The sequence below is a fragment of the Streptomyces sp. NPDC093111 genome, assembly GCF_040683955.1.
Taxonomy (GTDB): domain Bacteria; phylum Actinomycetota; class Actinomycetes; order Streptomycetales; family Streptomycetaceae; genus Streptomyces.
On record NZ_JBFBNW010000016.1, the window covers coordinates 152,437 to 169,312 of the forward strand.

Below are 16,876 nucleotides of genomic sequence, written 5' to 3' on the forward strand. Positions count from 1 at the left end.
GGTACGAGCGTTGATTCCGCGGATGAATAATCTGCTGATCCACTCACTGGGGACCATTGGGGATGGGAGGTCGGGATGGCAGCGCTCGCGTGGTTGCTGATTCCGCTTTTCGCAGTCGTCGGCGCGGCGATATGGGGAAGCTGGGCTTCACGCAACAAGACCATCGGGGACGTCGCCGAACTCGCGGGTTACGCGCGGTTCAGGGACGCCATGGAGCGTTCCCACGCCCCCGCTTCCGTTTCGGCCCGCCCGGAGCACGAGACGGCCCCCGCCGCCGCGCCGACCCCGGCCGCGAGTTCCACCAGCGGCTGAGCCCCGAAGGCGCACTCACAGGCCGGTCCCGTACTGTCGTTCCATGCCACGCCGCACCGCGACGATGCTCGCCTCCACCCTGGTCCTGATCACGCTGCTCTGCGTGGGCGTCCTCATCCCGGTGCCGTACTCGGAGATGAGCCCCGGTCCGACGGTGAACACCCTCGGCGAGGCGCGCGGAGAGCCGGTCCTCCAGATCTCGGGTCGTCAGACCTACCCGACCACCGGCCACCTCAACATGACGACGGTCCGTGTCACCGGCGCGGACTACAACATGAACGCGGTCGAGGCCGTCTACGGCTGGCTCGCCCACGACAGCGTGGTCGTCCCGCACGACACGCTCTACCCGGACGGCAAGACCGAGGAGCAGTCGAGCCAGGAGAACGCCGAGGAGTTCAGCCAGTCCCAGGAGAGCGCCAAGGTCGCCGCCCTCAAGGAGCTGGGCATCCCGGTGACCACCCGGGTCGTCGTCGCCACCGTTGTCAAGAACACCCCCGCCGAGGGCAAGCTGCACGCGGGCGACGTGATCCGCGCGGTCGACGGCGTGGCCGTCAAGGAGCCGGGCGACGTCGCCAAGCAGGTCACCAAGCGCAAGCCCGGTCAGGACGTGGAGTTCACGATCGTCCCCGCCAAGGAGGCGGCCGCGGCGGAGAAGGCCCACAAGGACGCCACGGCGACGAAGAAGGTGGTCCTCACCACCGCGAAGTCGCAGGAGGGGGACCGGGCCATCGTCGGCATCCAGGCCGGCACCGACCACGTCTTCCCGTTCACCATCGACATCAACCTGGCCGACGTCGGCGGCCCCAGCGCCGGCCTGATGTTCGCGCTGGGCATCGTCGACAAGCTGACCCCCGAGTCCCTCACCGGCGGCAAGTTCATCGCCGGCACCGGCACCATCGACGACAAGGGCAAGGTCGGCCCGATCGGCGGCATCGAGATGAAGCTGGTCGGCGCGCGCGACGCGGGCGCCGAGTACTTCCTCACCCCGGCGGACAACTGCGCGGCCGCCGCCGCCGACACCCCGGACGGACTCACCCTCGTCAAGGTCGGCACCATCGGCGACGCGACCAAGGCCCTGGAGCAGCTGCGCAAGGGCGACACCGCCGCCCTGCCCAGCTGCTCCAAGAGCTGACCCCACCGCCGGGCGGGGGCGGCCGGCCCCGTTACGAGGCGAAGGTCGCCGACAGCGCGTCCGCGAGGCCCGGCACCAGGTCGGGCCCGGTCAGCACCTCGTTCGGCGAGTCCTTCTCGCGCAGCCGGATCGCGGCCTCGCGGGAGCCGTCGCGCAGCACGGCCACGGTCATCCGGACCTCCTGGCGGTCCGGGTGCCGGGCCACCCACTTGGCGAGCGCGGCCCCGCCCAGGTCCTTGGGCACGGCGGCCTCGGCGGACGGCGGCAGCATCATCCGCTCCACGGTCAGCGCGCAGCCGGTGACCGCGGAGGGCCAGGCCACGGTCCCGAGGAACTCGTCGAGGGCCTTGCCGCGCGGCAGCTGGTCCTGCTCGATCGGGGTGTAGCCGGCGGTGGCGCCGCCGAGGCCGAGCTGGGAGGCGAGCGAGGGCTCCTGGGCGCGCAGCTTGGCCGTGTCGACCAGGGCGAAGAGACGGGCCGGCTGGTCCCAGCCGAGGCCCGACGCGTACTCGTCGATCTCGAGCACGGCGCGGGTGAGGGGGCTCGAGGCCATCTGGGGGCCGGAGGGGGAAACGTTGGACATGGACAACATCCTGCCTGGTCTTTCGCCGAAGTCCCGCCCGAAGGGTCCGCCGAGCTCTTTCCCGGGCACCGCGGAGGAAGGGAAACGGCGGCGACTCCGGGAACTCGGTAAAGCCTCAGTAAGTTGCATCAGTGGGCTCTACGATCGCGGAGCCTGCTTATCGACGCATCAACCTCGAGGGGCGCACGTTGGCTTTCCAGATGCCGGACCGCGGCGGCGGCACAGGCCCGTCCGGGCCAAGGATCAGAGTCGGCCGGCCGTCCCGGCGGGCCCGTACGCTGCTCATGACCCTGGGCGTGCTGGCCGTTCTCGCCATGGTGTTCGTGATGTTCGCGGGATTCTGGACGGACTGGCTCTGGTTCCGTTCCGTCCATTACTCGTCCGTCTTCACCACCACGCTGTGGACCAAGATCGGCCTTTTCCTCGTCTTCGGTCTGCTCATGGCCCTGGCCGTCGGCCTGAACATCTGGCTGGCGTACCGGCTGCGGCCGCCGCTGAGCGCGATGTCGCTGGAGCAGCAGAGCCTCGACCGCTACCGGATGGGGCTCGCCCCCTTCAAGAAGTGGGTGCTGCTCGCCGTCACGGCCCTGGTGGGCCTGATCGCCGGCGCCTCCGCCTCCGGGCAGTGGCGCACCTGGCTGATGTGGGTGAACGGGGTCTCCTTCGGTCAGAAGGACCCGCAGTTCCAGCTGGACGTGTCGTTCTACGCGTTCGACCTGCCCTGGTACCGCTTCCTGCTCGCCTTCGGCTTCGGCGCCACCGTGCTCTCGCTGATCGCGGCGGCCCTCACGCACTACCTGTACGGCGGACTGCGGGTCACCAGCCCGGGCGCCCGCGCCACGGCGGCGGCGACCGGACACCTGTCGGTGCTGCTCGGCGTCTTCGTGTCGCTGAAGGCCGTGGCGTACTGGCTGGACCGGTACGGCCTCGCGGTGAAGTCCAGCGACTTCAAGGCCACCGGCAACTGGACCGGTCTGCGGTACGTGGACGCCAACGCCTACCTTCCGGCGAAGACGATCCTGTTCTGCATCGCGGTGATCTGCGCGCTGCTGTTCTTCGCCACCTTGTGGCGGCGCACCTGGCAGCTGCCGGTGATCGGCTTCGGCCTGATGGTGCTCTCGGCGATCCTGATCGGCGGCCTGTACCCGGCCATCGTGCAGAAGTTCCAGGTCCAGCCGAACGAGCAGGCCAAGGAGGCGCCGTACATCAAGAAGAACATCGACGCGACGCGCAAGGCGTACGACATCGACTCCACCCAGGCGGAGAACTACTCGGGCAAGTCGACGGTCAAGGCCAAGGACCAGCTCCGCGCGGACGCCGACACGGCGGCCAGCTACCGGCTGATCGACCCGAACATCGTGTCGCCGACCTTCCAGCAGCTGGAGCAGAAGCGGAAGTACTACCAGTTCCCGCTGACCCTCGACGTCGACCGCTACCAGGGCAAGGACACCGTCGTCGGCCTGCGTGAGCTCAACATCAAGGGCATCCCGAAGCGGAACTGGATCAACGACCACTTCACCTACACCCACGGCTACGGCGCGATCATGGCCACGGGTACCCAGACGGACGCCAACGGCTCGCCGATCTTCACCGAGGCCGGACTGCCGACCACGGGCATGCTCGGCCCGTACGAGCAGCGCATCTACTACGGCGAGAAGACCGACCAGTACTCGATCGTGGGAGGGCCCCAGAAGGAGCTCGACTACGAGGCGAACGGCGAGAAGACCACCAGCTACAAGGGCGACAGCGGTGTCAGCCTCTCCAGCGCCTTCAACCGCGCCGCGTACGCGGTCGCGTTCAGCGAGCCGCAGATCCTCTACTCGGGGGCCATCGGCGACGGCTCGCGGATCCTGTACAACCGCACGCCCAAGGAGCGCGTCGAGGCGGTCGCCCCCTGGCTGACCATCGACGGCGACGCCTACCCGGCGGTCGTGGACGGACGCATCCAGTGGATCGTCGACGCGTACACCACCACCAACGGCTACCCGTACGCCTCGCGCACCACCCTCGGCGACACCACGGCCGACTCCCTGACGGTCGGCAACCAGCAGCGCGCGGTCGTCGCCCAGCAGAACCAGGTCAACTACATCCGCAACTCGGTGAAGGCCACCGTCGACGCCTACGACGGCACGGTGAACCTCTACCAGTGGGACGAGCAGGACCCCGTCCTCAAGACCTGGATGAAGGCGTTCCCCGGCACGGTCAAGGACCGCGGGCAGATCGACGCCGACCTCATGAAGCACCTGCGCTACCCGCAGGACATGTTCAAGGTCCAGCGCGAGCTCCTCACCCGCTACCACGTGCAGGACCCGGCCCAGTTCTACAGCGGCTCGGACGCCTGGCAGGTGCCGGACGACCCGACCAACAAGGACGGCAACGCGGTGCCGCCGTACTACCTGAGCATGAAGATGCCCGGGGAGTCGGCCGAGCAGTTCTCGCTGACGACGACGTTCACCCCGGCCGGCCGGCCCAACCTGGGCGCCTTCATGGCGGTGGACGCCGACGCCAACAGCAAGGACTACGGCAAGATAAGGCTGCTGAGAGTCACCTCGGACGTCCCAGGACCCCAGCAGGTGCAGAACAAGCTCAACAGCCTTCCGTCCGTGGCGACCTTCGTCCGGGACATGAAGGGTGCCGACTCCGACATCCTCTACGGCAACCTGCTGACGGTGCCGCTCGACGGCGGCTTCCTCTACGTCGAGCCGGTGTACGCCCAGGGCCGCAACGCGCAGTACCCGCTGCTGAAGAAGGTCGCGGTGTCCTACGTGGACGCGGACCAGCCGGACGGCGACACCACCAAGGACACCACGGTGTTCGAGGACAACCTGACGTCCGCCCTCAACGCGGTCTTCGGGGTCGACGGCACCACCCCGCCGCCGACGCAGCCGCCGGGCACCACCAAGCCGCCGCAGCCGGCGACCAACGACGCCGCGCTGAAGCAGGCCATCGCCGACGCGCAGAAGGCGTACGACGACGGTGAGGCCGCGCTCCAGAAGGGCGACTGGACGGCGTACGGCAAGTCACAGCAGGCCCTGCAGGACGCGCTCCAGCGCGCGGCGGACGCCGGGGCGAAGCTGCAGAGCGGCACCGGGGGCGCCAAGCCCGCGCCGAAGACGAGCCCCGGTACGGCCCCGAGCACGTCGGCCAGCCCGCCGGCCGCCCCGGGGGGCTGAGGACGCCGTTTCGGTTCCACTCCCGCGTCGTGATACGTTGTATTCACCGACGCGGGGTGGAGCAGCTCGGTAGCTCGCTGGGCTCATAACCCAGAGGTCGCAGGTTCAAATCCTGTCCCCGCTACTGAAGACGAAGGCCCGGATCCATCTGGATTCGGGCCTTCGTCATGTCCTGAGGACGTGGCACGCGTCCCGAAGAGCGGTGCGGAGGGGGCGAGTTGGGACGATCCGTGTTTGACTTGTCTCCCTGTGGGCATGTCGACAAAACGCTGAAGTGACCTCACCGGCTGAGCTATACCAGGTGTACGCGGGTTGCGGGTGGTGCGACGATGGTATTTATGGGGGACAGGGCAACTCTGTTGGAGACAGGGCGGTTTGTGCAGCGGCATCCGAGAAACGCCGCAGACGACATCATCGAGGCCGCGGGGGCCGTCGATGAGACCGTCGACACCACCGCCGACCACGAGAACGAGGCCGAGACCGAGGCCCACCACCGGCGCTCCGCCGAGAACGGCGACGCCGCGTCCATGAGCGTCCTCGGCGCACTGCTGCTGCGCCGCGGCGACCTGGACGGCGCCGAGCCGTACCTGCGCGGCGCCACCGCCGAGGGCGACCGCGCCGCCGCGAACAACCTGGGCGTGCTGCTGCACCAGCGCGGCTACCCGGACGAGGCCGCCGGCTGGTGGCGGGTCGCCGCCGTCGCCGGCTCCGCGCCCGCCGCGCACGCCCTCGGCCGCCACCACCGCGAGCGCGGCGACGAGCCCGGCGCCGAGTACTGGCTGCGCCAGTCCGCCGAGCAGGGCCACGCCCTCGGCGCGTACGCCCTCGCCGACCTCCTGGAGCACCGCAGCGACGTCGGCGCCGAGCGCTGGCTGCGCGCCGCCGCCGAGCAGGGACACCGCGAGGCCGCCTACCGGCTCGCCCTCTCCCTGGAGCGGCGCGCGACCGAGCCCGCCCGCGGCCCGCACAGCTACGACACCGCCACCGGACTGCGGACCACCGCCGACGGCCCCGCCGCCGGCGACGGCACCGGCGCGCCCAAGAGCGGGCTCACCGAGGCCGAGCAGTGGTTCCGGCAGGCCGCCGCGCGCGGGCACCGGCGGGCCGCCCTGCACCTGGGCGTCCTCCTGGAGAAGCGCGGGGAGCTCAAGGAGGCCGGGCGCTGGTACCTGACCTCCGCCAAGGACGGCGAGGCCAAGGCGGCCTGCGCGCTCGGCTTCCTGCTGCGCGACGCCGGCGACGAGGAGAGCGCCGCCGTGTGGTGGCTGCGCGCCGCCCAGGACGGCGACGGCAACGCCGCCAACGCGCTCGGCGCGCTGCACGCCGCCCGGGGCGAGCAGCAGACCGCCGAGCGCTGGTACCGCGCCGCCATGGACGCGGGCGACGTCAACGGCGCCTACAACCTCGGCCTGCTCTGCGCCGCGCAGGAGCGCACCGCGCAGGCCGAGCAGTGGTACCGCCGCGCGGCCTACGCCGGCCACCGGGAGGCCGCCAACGCGCTCGCCGTGCTGCTCCTGCAGGCCGGGGACGCGGGCGGCGCCGAACCCTGGTTCTCCAAGGCCGCCGAGGCCGGCAGCGTCGACGCCGCCTTCAACCTCGGCATCCTCCACGCGGGCCGCGACGACGACCGTACGGCGCTGAGCTGGTACGAGCGGGCCGCGGCCGGCGGGCACACCGAGGCGGCGCTCCAGGTCGGCATCGCCTGCCTGCGCGACGGCGACGAGCAGACCGCCGAGCGGCATCTGCGCTGCGCCGCGGGCGGCGGCAGCGCCGAGGCCGCCTTCCGGCTCGCCTCGGTCCTCGACGCGCGCCGCCCCGAGCCCGGCCCGCCGGTCCTCGGCGCGCCGCGCGAGGAGAAGAGCGAGTGCGAGGAGTGGTACGAGCGGGCCGCCCAGCAGGGCCACCGCCGCGCCCAGGTGCGCGTCGGCATGCTCGCCGCCGGACGCGGTGACGTCGCCGAGGCCGCCCGCTGGTACCGGGAGGCGGCCGAGGCCGGCTCCCGCAACGGCGCCTTCAACCTGGGGCTGCTGCTCGCCCGCGAGGGCGGTGAGCGGGAGGCGGCCCTGTGGTGGACGCGCGCCGCGCACGCCGGCCACGGCCGGGCCGCGCTGCGGCTCGCCCTGCTCGCGGCGCGCCGCGGGGAGCTGACCGAGGGGCGCCGCTGGTGCGCCCGCGCGGTGGAGCTCGGCCCCGCCGAGGTGGCGGAGCGGGCCGCCCGGCTCAGCGAGGCGCTGCACCAGGAGCTCACCGCCTAACGGATTTGCCCTGCTCCGAATGGTCCCGTAGAGTCATGTTTACCGACGCGGGGTGGAGCAGCTCGGTAGCTCGCTGGGCTCATAACCCAGAGGTCGCAGGTTCAAATCCTGTCCCCGCTACTCAGTAGCAACGAAGGCCCGGATCCGGAAACGGATCCGGGCCTTCGTCGTTCCCGGGTGCGGCTCCCGCGGCGGGCGTCCGGGTACGAGAAAGCCCCCGCCGATCACGATCGGGCGGGGGCTTTCCCTGGACGTTCGGTGCGGCTACGCGGAGGTCGCGCAGCTCGGGCAGATGCCCCGGTAGGTGACCTCGACGTTCGAGATGGTGAAGCCGAAGCGCTCCGCGGCCGGCAGGTCGGCCAGCGGGTCGCCGGCCGGGTGCACGTCGCGGATCGCACCGCACCGGCCGCAGACCAGGTGCTGGTGCGGCCGGTGGGCGTTCGGGTCGTAGCGCTTGGCGCGGCCGTCGGTCGCGACCTCCAGCACCTCGCCGAGCGTGACCATCTCGCCCAGGGTGTTGTACACGGTCGCCCGGGAGATCTCGGGCAGCCTCGACACGGCGCGGGCGTGGACCTCGTCGGCGGTCAGGTGCACGTGATCCCCGTCGAGGACCTCGGCCACGACACGCCGCTGCGCGGTCATCCGCCAGCCGCGGCCGCGCAGTCGTTCCAACAGGTCACTCATGGGGGTCAGCCTAACAGTCGGGGGACGCGTGTCCCGAACGGGTGTGACTTTGGAAGTGGCCTTGACTTAGACATTGTCTATTGTAGGGTCGGGTGCAGCAAAGGCTCAGGACAGGGCCCGCGGGTTTGCCGTACAACCGACGCAGGAGGCGCACGTGACGCAGGGACCGCTCACCACCGAGGCCGGGGCGCCGGTCGCCGACAACCAGAACAGCGAGACCGCGGGCATCGGCGGTCCGGTCCTCCTCCAGGACCAGCTGCTCCTGGAGAAGCTGGCCCACTTCAACCGTGAGCGCATCCCGGAGCGCGTCGTCCACGCGCGCGGCGCGGGTGCCTACGGCACCTTCACGGTGACGGCCGACGTCACGGCGTACACCAGGGCCGCGTTCCTCTCCGAGGTCGGCAAGCGGACCGAGACCTTCCTGCGCTTCTCCACCGTCGCGGGCAACCTCGGCGCGGCCGACGCCGTGCGCGACCCGCGCGGCTGGGCGCTGAAGTTCTACACCGAGGAGGGCAACTACGACCTCGTCGGCAACAACACCCCGGTGTTCTTCATCAAGGACGCCATCAAGTTCCCCGACTTCATCCACACCCAGAAGCGCGACCCGTACACCGGCTCCCAGGAGGCGGACAACGTCTGGGACTTCTGGGGGCTGAGCCCCGAGTCCACCCACCAGGTGACCTGGCTCTTCGGTGACCGAGGCATCCCCGCCTCGTACCGCCACATGAACGGCTACGGCTCGCACACCTTCCAGTGGAACAACGAGGCCGGCGAGGTCTTCTGGGTCAAGTACCACTTCAAGACCGACCAGGGCATCAAGAACCTCACCCAGGCCGAGGCCAACCGGCTGGCCGGCGAGGACCCCGACTCGCACCAGCGCGACCTGCGCGAGTCCATCGAGCGCGGTGACTTCCCGACCTGGACCGTGCAGGTGCAGATCATGCCGGCGGCCGACGCGGCGGAGTACCGCTTCAACCCCTTCGACCTCACCAAGGTCTGGCCGCACGAGGACTACCCGCCGATCGAGATCGGCACCCTGGAGCTCAACCGCAACCCGCAGAACGTCTTCGCCGAGGTCGAGCAGTCGATCTTCTCCCCGGCGCACTTCGTGCCCGGCATCGGCCCGTCCCCGGACAAGATGCTCCAGGGCCGCCTCTTCGCCTACGGCGACGCCCACCGCTACCGCGTCGGCATCAACGCCGACCACCTGCCGGTGAACCGCCCGCACGCCACCGAGGCGCGCACGCACGCGCGGGACGGCTTCCTCTACGACGGCCGGCACGCCGGCGCGAAGAACTACGAGCCGAACAGCTTCGGCGGCCCGCACCAGACCGACCGCCCGCTCTGGTCGGGCTCCGCGGTCACCGGGCTCACCGGCGACCACGCCGCCCCCTCGCACGCCGAGGACGACGACTTCGTCCAGGCGGGCACCCTGTACCGCCTGATGTCCGAGGACGAGAAGGGCCGCCTGGTCGAGAACCTGGCGGGCTTCATCGCCAAGGTCTCGCGCGACGACATCGCCGAGCGCGCGATCGGCAACTTCCGCAAGGCGGACGGTGACTTCGGCAAGCGGCTCGACGCCGCCGTCCAGGCCCTGCGCGGCTGAGGACGCTTGTCGTAGGCAGTAGAGGGCCGGACCCCCGTATCCGTACGGGAGTCCGGCCCTCTCGCGTCATCCGGCGACGCTCTGCAGGGGCATCCAGCACCGGATGATGTCGCGGACGGAGACGATGCCCACCGGCCCGTGGTCGTCCAGGACCACGAGATGGCGGAAGCCGCCGCGGGTCATCGCCTCCGCGGCCTCCTCCAGGGTCCAGGTGGGCACGGCGAACACGACGTCCCTGGTGGTGTGGGCGTCCGCGGTCTCGTGGTCGGGATCCCGGTCCCGGCCGATGGCGTTGAGGATGTCGCGCTCGGTGAGGATGCCGAGCCCGCTGGTGTCGGTGTCGAGGACGACGGCGGCGCCGACGCGGCGCGCCGACATCAGACGGGCCGCCTGGCGGAGGGTATGGGCCGGGCCGATGGTGAGGACCACCGTGCTCATGGCGTCACGGACGAGCATGGAGGGGACCACCTCCTGTTCGAGAACTTTTTCACAAGTTCACAAGTGGGGGGAGTCTCAGAGTGGCACCGGCCCACGCCCCCAACAAGGGGGCGCGCGAGGTGCGGAGGGGAGCACGCCTGTCCCGCGAGCGGACGTTCATCGTTTGTCTACCGCCGCCGACGACGATCGCCACGCAAGCCGGACCACAGAAAGGCGACGGGGATGACGATCGTGAAGAAGACGCTGCGCAGGACGGCGGGGGCCGTGGCGGCCGGGCTGCTGGCGCTGGCCGGGACGCTCGCGGGATCGGGCACGGCCCAGGCCGCGTACGACCCCGGCACCCACACCATCTGGGGCGACGAGCCGCTCTACCCGGGCTGGCACGTCAGCACCGACTACGCGCGGCTGATCATGCAGGGCGACGGCAACCTGGTCTTCTACCGCACCCAGTCCGCCGGCGACTGGTCCCGCGCCACCCCCATGTGGGCCTCCAACACCGTCGGCTGCGGCGCCAAGGCGGTCATGCGCAACGACGGGCGGCTCGTCGTCTACGCCGCCGACGGACAGCGCGAGTGCGCCTCCCGGGGCTGGTACAAGGGCGGCAGCGCGTACGCCTGCCTCCAGGTCACCAACGAGCAGGGCCTCAGCATCTGGTACACGAACCGGCAGTGCGGCACCTTCCCCAGCATCAGCGCGCGCGGCTTCTCCCAGACCACCCGGGACATCGTCTACTCGGACCTCTACTGACCGTCGGGGGCGCTCGCTCCCATCCCCACCACCCCCGTACGTGGCCCCGACCGGACCCCCTCTCCGGCCGGGGCCGCCGTGCGTCACGCCGAGAGCCGGCCCACCAGGTCCGCCACCGACCACTGCGGCCGGGCCGCGAGACGCGCCGCCGCCGAACGCAGCCGGGCCGGCAGATGCCCGCACAGCACGGCCAGTTCACGCGCCGCGCCGGACTCGCGGTGGATCCGGTCCGGACCCGCGATCCGGGCCAGCAGCTCGTACGCGTCGTCCGGCTCCAGCGGCCCGATCCGCAGCCGGGCCACCTCCGCCGCCAGCTCCCCGCCCGTCTCCGTCACCAGGGCCGCGCACCCCGCCACCCCCGGCAGCAACGCCCCCGGCTCAGGCGCCCCGTCGAGCAGCACCAGCACCCGGCGGCCCGCCAGCGCCGCGCGGTACCGGGCGCCGAGCGCCCCCGCGCACGCGCCCTCGGGCGGGCGCTCGCCCAGCGACCGCAGAAAACCGGCCATGACCTCCCGTACGTCCCCGGCGGCATCGCCCCGCGCGTACAGCTGCCCGTCGGGGAAGGCGTCCCGCACCCGGTGCGCCAGATGCACCGCGAGCGTCGACGTGCCCGTCCCGTACGGCCCCGAGAGCGCCACCACCGGGCTGCCGGCCCCCGCCCGCAGCAGCCGTTCCGCCTCCCGGACCTGCGCCCCGCGCCCCACCAGGTCGGGGATGTCCGGCGGGAGCTGGCACGGCCGGAGCGGGCGGCGGGGCGGCACCGGCACCGCCAGCGACCGGTCGTCCCGGCGGATCCGCCCGTACAGCGCGGTCACCGGCCCGCCCGGGTCGATCCCCAGCCGCCGGTCGAGCCGCTCGCGCAGCGCGGCGAACAGGGCCAGGGCCTCCGGCCGGTGCCCGCACCGGTACAGCGCGAGCAGACAGAGCCGGTGCGCCTCCTCGTCCTCCGGGTGTGCCGCCACCAGCTCGCGCAGCGCGGGCAGCGCCTCGGCGTGCCGCCCCAGGGCGAGTTCCGCCTTGAACAGGGTCATGCGCGCCGCGTGCCGGGAGGCCGCGAGCCGGTCCCGGGTGCGTCGCGCGAGCGGCCCCGGCACCCCGTCGAGCGGGGTGCCGGACCACCGGCCGAGGGCCGTCCGGGCCAGCTCCCCGGCCTCCTCGGGGGCGCCGCGCAGCACGGCCGCGGCGCGGGCGGCCTCGTCCTCGTACCGGAAGACGTCCACCGCCTCGCGGGCCACGGCCAGCCGGTAGCCGCCCGAGGAGCCGAGCAGCGCGTCCGGCGCCGCGCCGAGCGCCTTGCGCAGCCGGTGCGCGTGCGTGCCGATCTGGCCGACCGGGTCCTTCGGCCAGTCCTCGTCGTCCTCGCCCCACAGGGCGGTGATCAGCCGCTGCGTGGGCACGAGTTCGCCGGGCGCGAGCAGCAGGGCGCACAGCAGCGCGCGCTGCTGCGGCCGGCCCAGCGCGCGCTCGTGTCCGTCGTGCCACGCGCGGAGCGGTCCGAGAATGGCGAATTCGAGCCCCATGACACCCCCCTCAGCCATGAGTCCGTCGCAGGTCGCGTGCCGCATCATAGGCGGCCGGACCACCCGCCCCGATGGGGTTGCGCGCCCTGGGCGCGTCGCCCGCCGGAGGGCGGTCCGAGGGGGAAAAGCACAGGTCATGAGGGATGGGGCAGGGGAGTGACGGGCGTCATGGGCAGCCGTTCTACGGGGGATCAGGGGACCGCGGGAGCCACGGGGGAGGAGCGTGCCACGGGAGACCAGGGGCGCGCGGGGGAGACCGGGGGGACGGGACGGCAGGGGGAGCCGGGAAGGCTGAAGTTCGCGCTGCTCGGACCCCTGCGGGCCTGGTACGGGGACGAGGAGATCGACCTCGGCAGGCCGCAGCAGCGGGCCCTGCTCGCCGTCCTCCTCGACGCGCCCGGACGCACGGTCGCGCACGGCGTCCTCGCCGAGGGCGTCTGGGGCGAGGGCGCCGCCCCCGCCGACCCCCGCAAGGCCCTCCAACTCCTCGTCTACCGCCTCCGCTCCGCCTTCCGCCCCCACCTCCCCGACTCCCCGATCGTCCGCGTCGGCGACGGCTACGCCCTCCGGGCCCCCGGCGCCCGCACGGACACGGCCGACTGGCGCCGGCTGCTGGGAGCGGCGGCGGGGGAGGCGGCTGGGGAGGCGCGGGGGTCGGAGGGCGGCGGGGGAGGCGGGGGAGGACAAGGAGAGGGGATGGCCCCGGCTGGGCACGGCCCCGAGCCCGGCGATGACCCCGGGGCTGGCGTCGACGGTGGCTCGCGAGGGGTGGGCGAGCAGGCGGCCGGTCCCGGGCCCGCCCAGGTGCGGGAGCTGTTGCGGGAGGCACTGGGGTTGTGGGTGGGGGAGCCCTTGGCCGGGGTCGGGGGGCCGCATGCGGAGGGTGTGCGGGCGCGGCTGGGGGAGGAGCGGCTCGGGGCGCTGGAGTGGCGGCTGGAGCTGGACGCCGAGCTGGCCGACCGGGCCGATCTCACGGCCGAGGCCGCCGCGTTGTGCCTGGAGCATCCGGGGCGGCCCCGGCTCGTCGCCGTCCTGATGCGCGCCCTGCACCGGGCCGGGCGGACGGCCGAGGCGCTCGCCGTGTTCGAGGACGCCCGGGGCGACCTGCCGCCCGGCGACCGGGGGCCGGACTCGCCCGCCGGGCTCCAGCTGCGGATCCTGCGCGAGGACCCCGCGCTGCGGCCCGCGCCGGCCGCCGCGCAGCCCGGTCCCGTCTGGCGGGCTCCCGAGCAGCTCCCGGCGGACCTCCCGGACTTCACCGGGCGCGGCGGCGCCGTGGACGCCCTCGCGGAGCGGCTCGCGGGGGCGGGCGGCCGGGCCGTCGTGGTGTCCGCGCTCGACGGCATGGGCGGTGTCGGCAAGACCACGCTCGCCGTGCACGCGGCCCGCCGGGCGGCCGGCCGCTTCCCCGACGGGCAGCTCTTCGCCGATCTGCGCGGCGCCGACCGGGTGCCGCGCGAACCCGCCGCCGTCCTCGCCGAGTTCCTGCGCGCCCTCGGGGTGGCCGCCGAGGAGGTGCCGCCCGGCACGGCCGAGCGCTCGGCCTGCTACCGCTCGGCGCTCTCGGGCCGCCGCGTGCTCGTCGTCCTGGACAACGCGGCCGGTCCCGAGCAGGTCGAACCGCTGCTGCCCGGCTCCGCCGACTGCGCGGTCCTGGTCACCAGCCGCACCCGGCTGCCCGGCCTGGCCGGCGCCCACCAGCTGCGGATCGACCCGCTCCCGTCCGCCGAGGCCGCCGAACTGTTCACCCGGATCGCGGGCGCCGAACGGGTCGCGGCGGAACCCGGCCGCGTCGAGGAGATCGTCGCCGCCTGCGGGCGGCTGCCGCTGGCCGTGCGGATCGCCGCCTCCCGGATCGCCGCCGACCCGGACATGAGCCTCGCCGCGCTCGCCGAGGGGCTGCGCGACGAGCGGCGGCTGGCGGCGCTCGACGACGGGGAGCGCGCCGTGGAGGCGACCTTCGCCCTCTCGTACCACCGGCTCACGCCGGAGGCCGCCCGCGCCTTCCGGCTGCTCTCGCTGCCCGACGCGCCGGACATCGCGCTGCCGTGCGCCGCCGCGCTCCTCGACCGCACCGAGGCGGAGGCGGACGAACTCCTCGAAGGGCTGGTCGACCTCAACCTGCTCCAGTCGCCGGGCTTCGGCCGCTACGGCTTCCACGACCTGGTCCGCGCCTACGCCCGCGACCGGGCCGCCGAGGAGGAGACCGAGGGCGCGCGCACCGCGGCGGCGGGCCGGCTGCTCGACTTCTGCCTGGCGACCGCCCGTAACGCCGACACGGCGGCCCGCTCGGTCGACCCGGCCGAGCAGAGCCTCCTGGACACCCCCGTCGACCGCCCCGGCCGGGCCCTCGCCGACGGGGCCGCCGCCGTCCGCTGGATGCGCGAGCAGGCCGCCGTGCACGCCGCCGCCGTCGCGCTGGCCTGCGCGGACGAGGGGCTGCCGCTCGCCCGGGCGGCCGAACTCGTCGACAAGATGGGCTCGGTCCTCTTCGAACGCACCCAGACCGCCGTCATCGCCGCGCTCGCGGCCCAGGTCGCCGAGGCCGCCGAGACCCGGGGCGCCGACGGCCCGCAGGCCCTCGCCCGGTACGTGCGCGGCAACATGCTGTGGCACGTCAACCGGTACGAGGAGTCGCGCGCCGAGATCGCCCGCGCGGTCGGCCTCTGCGACGCCGGTACGGGCGACGGCGCCGGGCCCGCCGCCCGGGTCCGGGCCAAGGCGCTGCTCACCCTGGCCGGCAACGCCCGCATCCACGGCCGCCACGCGGAGGCCGCCGAGCACGCCGACCGGGCCGCCGGGGCGTTCCGGCTGCTCGGCGCCGAGCGGGCCGAGGGCAGCGCGCTCGGGGAGTTCGCCTTCAACGCCGCGCACACCGGCCGCCTCGACGAGGCCCGGGCCGCCGCCGAACGCGGGGCCCGGCTGATGAGCGGCACCGGACCGGTGTCCGCCGCGACCGGGCGCTACTACCTGGCCCGGGTGCTGCGCCTGTGCGGGGACCCGGAGGGGGCGCTCGGGCACGCGACCGGGGCGCGCGAGGAGTTCGCGCGGCTCCAGGTCGCCGTGTTCGAGGCGGCGGCCGGCGACCTGGCCGCCCGGCTGCACGCCGAGTCCGGCCGGGCCACGCTCGCCGCGGAGGCCGCCGAGGCGGTGCTGCCGCTCGCCCGCAAGACCAGCGCCGCCCTGGAGGCCGCCCTGCTGCACACCCTCGGCGCGGCACTCGCCTCCCTCGGCCGGCCGCGCCGGGCCCGGGCCTGCCTCCAGGACGCGGCCGAGGTGTACGCCCGCCTCGGCATCGCGGAGGAGGAGACGGCCGTACGGGCCCTGCTCGGAAGCCTGCCGACACCCTGAGGAGCCGCCCGCCCCCGGTCCGGCTCGCCCCCGCCCCCGGCCCCAGCCCCGTCGTATCCCCTCGGATCCGCCTCTCCGCTACGCGCGTTGACCGCTTGTCTACCGGGGTCCGTGACCGTATGGCCCGTCAGGTTCGACGACACGACAGGGAGACGACACGACATGACGACGCAGCCGCAGAACGGACAGGTTCTGACACTCGTCGCGGGCAACGGCAGGGCCGCCGACGTCAACGCCAGCCAGGCGAGCGACGGCAACCGGATCCAGGGCTGGGCGCCCAACGGGACCGCCGCCCAGGGCTGGGTGTTCTGGGCCAAGGAGAACGGCACCTGGCTCCTGGAGACCCAGCTCACCCACAACACCCACGGCCCCGGCCAGGGCATGGTGATGGACTACAACTTCTCCAACTACACCACCCACCTGGTCCGCGAACACGGCCAGGACAACCAGCGCTGGCACCTGGAGGACGGCGGCGACGGGCGCGTCCTGCTGCGCAGCGCCCGCGGCAACGAGGGCGCCGCCTACCTCACGGCCGACGGCCAGGGCGCGGCGCTCGGCGTGTGGCGGCGCGACCCCGCCAACCAGGGCCAGCTCTGGCAGCTCGTCCCGGCCGGGCAGACCGGCGGCCAGACCGGCGGCGGGAGCCGACCCCAGCCGCAGCCCCAGCCCCAGCCCCAGCCGGGCGGCGGTGACTTCCGCGGCGAGATGCTGGCCGCCGTCAACCAGGAGCGGCGCCGCGTCGGCGCCCCGGACCTGCGGCTCGACGACCGGCTCTCGGCCGCCGCGCAGCGGCACGCCAACGACATGGCGGCGAACGACCTCACCCAGCACAACGGCACCGACGGCTCCGACTTCAGCCGCCGCATCAGCGACGCCGGATACCCGGGCAACACCGCCCGCGCGGAGAACGTCACCCCCGGCAACAGCGTCGCCGAGGCCATGCGGATGTGGATGGACAGCACCCCGCACCGCAACAACATCCTCGGCGGCTCCTACCGCGCCATCGGCATCGGCTACAGCCCGCGCCAGCGCGGCAACTGGGGCCGGTACGTGCAGACCTTCGGGAGCTGAGCCC

Annotated in this window: 12 protein-coding genes and 2 tRNA genes; 10 read left to right on the plus strand and 4 right to left on the minus strand. The window is 73.4% G+C overall.

Annotated features, from left to right (window positions below):
* The first annotated feature begins 75 nt into the window (after positions 1 to 75).
* Both AB0Q96_RS27715 and AB0Q96_RS27720 read left to right on the plus strand, forming a co-directional pair.
* Positions 76 to 312 (plus strand): hypothetical protein, encoded by a 237-nt coding sequence (locus AB0Q96_RS27715; protein WP_365330233.1) that lies wholly within the window; start codon positions 76 to 78, stop codon positions 310 to 312.
* Positions 313 to 355: 43 nt separating this feature from the next.
* Entirely contained in the window at positions 356 to 1,444 is a 1,089-nt protein-coding gene (locus AB0Q96_RS27720; protein WP_365330071.1) for a PDZ domain-containing protein, read from the plus strand.
* 31 nt (positions 1,445 to 1,475) lie between these two features.
* Here the strand turns inward: AB0Q96_RS27720 and AB0Q96_RS27725 are convergent, their stop codons facing one another.
* Positions 1,476 to 2,027 (minus strand): PPA1309 family protein, encoded by a 552-nt coding sequence (locus tag AB0Q96_RS27725; RefSeq protein WP_365330073.1) that lies wholly within the window; start codon positions 2,025 to 2,027, stop codon positions 1,476 to 1,478.
* Between the two features lie 200 nt (positions 2,028 to 2,227).
* Between AB0Q96_RS27725 and AB0Q96_RS27730 the strand changes: the two genes are divergently transcribed.
* The 4 genes from AB0Q96_RS27730 (at position 2,228) to AB0Q96_RS27745 (ending at position 7,575) form a co-directional block, all read left to right on the plus strand.
* Positions 2,228 to 5,200 (plus strand): UPF0182 family protein, encoded by a 2,973-nt coding sequence (locus AB0Q96_RS27730; protein WP_365330225.1) that lies wholly within the window; start codon positions 2,228 to 2,230, stop codon positions 5,198 to 5,200.
* Positions 5,201 to 5,250: 50 nt separating this feature from the next.
* Positions 5,251 to 5,324: transfer RNA gene (locus AB0Q96_RS27735), tRNA-Met, on the plus strand.
* A gap of 205 nt (positions 5,325 to 5,529) precedes the next feature.
* Positions 5,530 to 7,455, plus strand: coding sequence for a tetratricopeptide repeat protein (locus AB0Q96_RS27740; RefSeq protein WP_365330075.1), 1,926 nt, complete (start codon positions 5,530 to 5,532; stop codon positions 7,453 to 7,455).
* A 46-nt stretch (positions 7,456 to 7,501) separates the two neighbouring features.
* Positions 7,502 to 7,575 (plus strand) — tRNA-Met (locus tag AB0Q96_RS27745).
* A 144-nt stretch (positions 7,576 to 7,719) separates the two neighbouring features.
* On the opposite strand, the gene AB0Q96_RS27750 is transcribed toward AB0Q96_RS27745, so the two are convergent.
* Positions 7,720 to 8,139, minus strand: a complete 420-nt coding sequence (locus AB0Q96_RS27750; RefSeq protein WP_365330077.1) for a Fur family transcriptional regulator — start codon at positions 8,137 to 8,139, stop codon at positions 7,720 to 7,722.
* Between the two features lie 154 nt (positions 8,140 to 8,293).
* Here AB0Q96_RS27750 and AB0Q96_RS27755 point away from each other — a divergent pair, with 154 nt between their 5' ends.
* A complete protein-coding gene (locus AB0Q96_RS27755; RefSeq protein WP_365330079.1) occupies positions 8,294 to 9,745 on the plus strand; it encodes a catalase in 1,452 nt (483 codons plus the stop codon).
* Positions 9,746 to 9,811: 66 nt separating this feature from the next.
* Here AB0Q96_RS27755 and AB0Q96_RS27760 read toward each other — a convergent pair whose 3' ends face one another.
* A complete protein-coding gene (locus AB0Q96_RS27760; protein WP_365330081.1) occupies positions 9,812 to 10,201 on the minus strand; it encodes a CBS domain-containing protein in 390 nt (129 codons plus the stop codon).
* Positions 10,202 to 10,405: 204 nt separating this feature from the next.
* Between AB0Q96_RS27760 and AB0Q96_RS27765 the strand changes: the two genes are divergently transcribed.
* Entirely contained in the window at positions 10,406 to 10,930 is a 525-nt protein-coding gene (locus AB0Q96_RS27765; protein ID WP_365330083.1) for a hypothetical protein, read from the plus strand.
* An 83-nt stretch (positions 10,931 to 11,013) separates the two neighbouring features.
* Here AB0Q96_RS27765 and AB0Q96_RS27770 read toward each other — a convergent pair whose 3' ends face one another.
* On the minus strand, positions 11,014 to 12,450 hold the full coding sequence (locus tag AB0Q96_RS27770; RefSeq protein ID WP_365330085.1) for a BTAD domain-containing putative transcriptional regulator: 1,437 nt from the start codon (positions 12,448 to 12,450) through the stop codon (positions 11,014 to 11,016).
* 168 nt (positions 12,451 to 12,618) lie between these two features.
* Between AB0Q96_RS27770 and AB0Q96_RS27775 the strand changes: the two genes are divergently transcribed.
* The gene (locus tag AB0Q96_RS27775; RefSeq protein WP_365330087.1) at positions 12,619 to 15,801 is read left to right on the plus strand and encodes a BTAD domain-containing putative transcriptional regulator; all 3,183 of its coding nucleotides are present in this window, start codon (positions 12,619 to 12,621) and stop codon (positions 15,799 to 15,801) included.
* A gap of 162 nt (positions 15,802 to 15,963) precedes the next feature.
* On the plus strand, positions 15,964 to 16,872 hold the full coding sequence (locus tag AB0Q96_RS27780; RefSeq protein ID WP_365330089.1) for a CAP domain-containing protein: 909 nt from the start codon (positions 15,964 to 15,966) through the stop codon (positions 16,870 to 16,872).
* Positions 16,873 to 16,876 lie beyond the last annotated feature (4 nt).

Bases quoted from the DNA above. Each gene is read 5' to 3' on its own strand.
- AB0Q96_RS27715 (WP_365330233.1), top strand. From the start codon at position 76: ATGGCAGCGCTCGCGTGGTTGCTGATTCCGCTTTTCGCAGTCGTCGGC.
- AB0Q96_RS27720 (WP_365330071.1), top strand. From the start codon at position 356: ATGCCACGCCGCACCGCGACGATGCTCGCCTCCACCCTGGTCCTGATC.
- AB0Q96_RS27725 (WP_365330073.1), bottom strand. From the start codon at position 2,027: ATGTCCAACGTTTCCCCCTCCGGCCCCCAGATGGCCTCGAGCCCCCTC.
- AB0Q96_RS27730 (WP_365330225.1), top strand. From the start codon at position 2,228: ATGCCGGACCGCGGCGGCGGCACAGGCCCGTCCGGGCCAAGGATCAGA.
- AB0Q96_RS27740 (WP_365330075.1), top strand. From the start codon at position 5,530: ATGGTATTTATGGGGGACAGGGCAACTCTGTTGGAGACAGGGCGGTTT.
- AB0Q96_RS27750 (WP_365330077.1), bottom strand. From the start codon at position 8,139: ATGAGTGACCTGTTGGAACGACTGCGCGGCCGCGGCTGGCGGATGACC.
- AB0Q96_RS27760 (WP_365330081.1), bottom strand. From the start codon at position 10,201: ATGCTCGTCCGTGACGCCATGAGCACGGTGGTCCTCACCATCGGCCCG.
- AB0Q96_RS27765 (WP_365330083.1), top strand. From the start codon at position 10,406: ATGACGATCGTGAAGAAGACGCTGCGCAGGACGGCGGGGGCCGTGGCG.
- AB0Q96_RS27770 (WP_365330085.1), bottom strand. From the start codon at position 12,450: ATGGGGCTCGAATTCGCCATTCTCGGACCGCTCCGCGCGTGGCACGAC.
- AB0Q96_RS27775 (WP_365330087.1), top strand. From the start codon at position 12,619: ATGGGCAGCCGTTCTACGGGGGATCAGGGGACCGCGGGAGCCACGGGG.
- AB0Q96_RS27780 (WP_365330089.1), top strand. From the start codon at position 15,964: ATGACGACGCAGCCGCAGAACGGACAGGTTCTGACACTCGTCGCGGGC.